This is a genomic window from Dietzia sp. IBK-p2-15D (assembly GCF_057773105.1).
Window position 1 is genome coordinate 1 of the sequence record NZ_JBYMTK010000111.1, and the last position, 440, is coordinate 440.

Annotated in this window: 1 protein-coding gene; it reads left to right on the forward strand. The window is 26.4% G+C overall.

Annotated elements, in window-relative coordinates:
* Nucleotides 1-362 (forward strand): J domain-containing protein (locus AC3DEV_RS17115; RefSeq protein WP_488372893.1); only part of this gene is annotated, 362 nt, incomplete at its 5' end.
* Between the last annotated feature and the right edge of the window lie 78 nt (nucleotides 363-440).

Consider the following 440-nt stretch of genomic DNA (forward strand, 5'->3'; position numbering starts at 1 on the left):
ATTTCATTAATGGTAGTATGATGAGAGGTGATCTAATAGTGGTAATAACAGAAATACAAGACAATATATTCCATAGAGAAAACAATGATTTACATAGAACCTTGGAGGTTCCTATAATTGATTGTTTATTAGGTGAGAAAGTTATTGTTGATTGTATAAACGGAAAACAAAACAAATTTAGTTTAAATGTAGGAACTGAAGATGGTCAACCATTCAAATTAAGTAAACAAGGAATGCCAATCATGGGTTCAAAAAATTACGGTGATTTATATGTGCATATAAAACATATAATGCCAAAAAATCTAAATAAGGAAGAAATTGAACTATTAAAAAAAATAAAAAACGTACAAGATGGTAAATAAAATTGAAAATGTTAAAGAAACATTAAAGAAAGAATTTTTTGGGATTGATGAACAAATTGACCATGTTGTTAAATCATT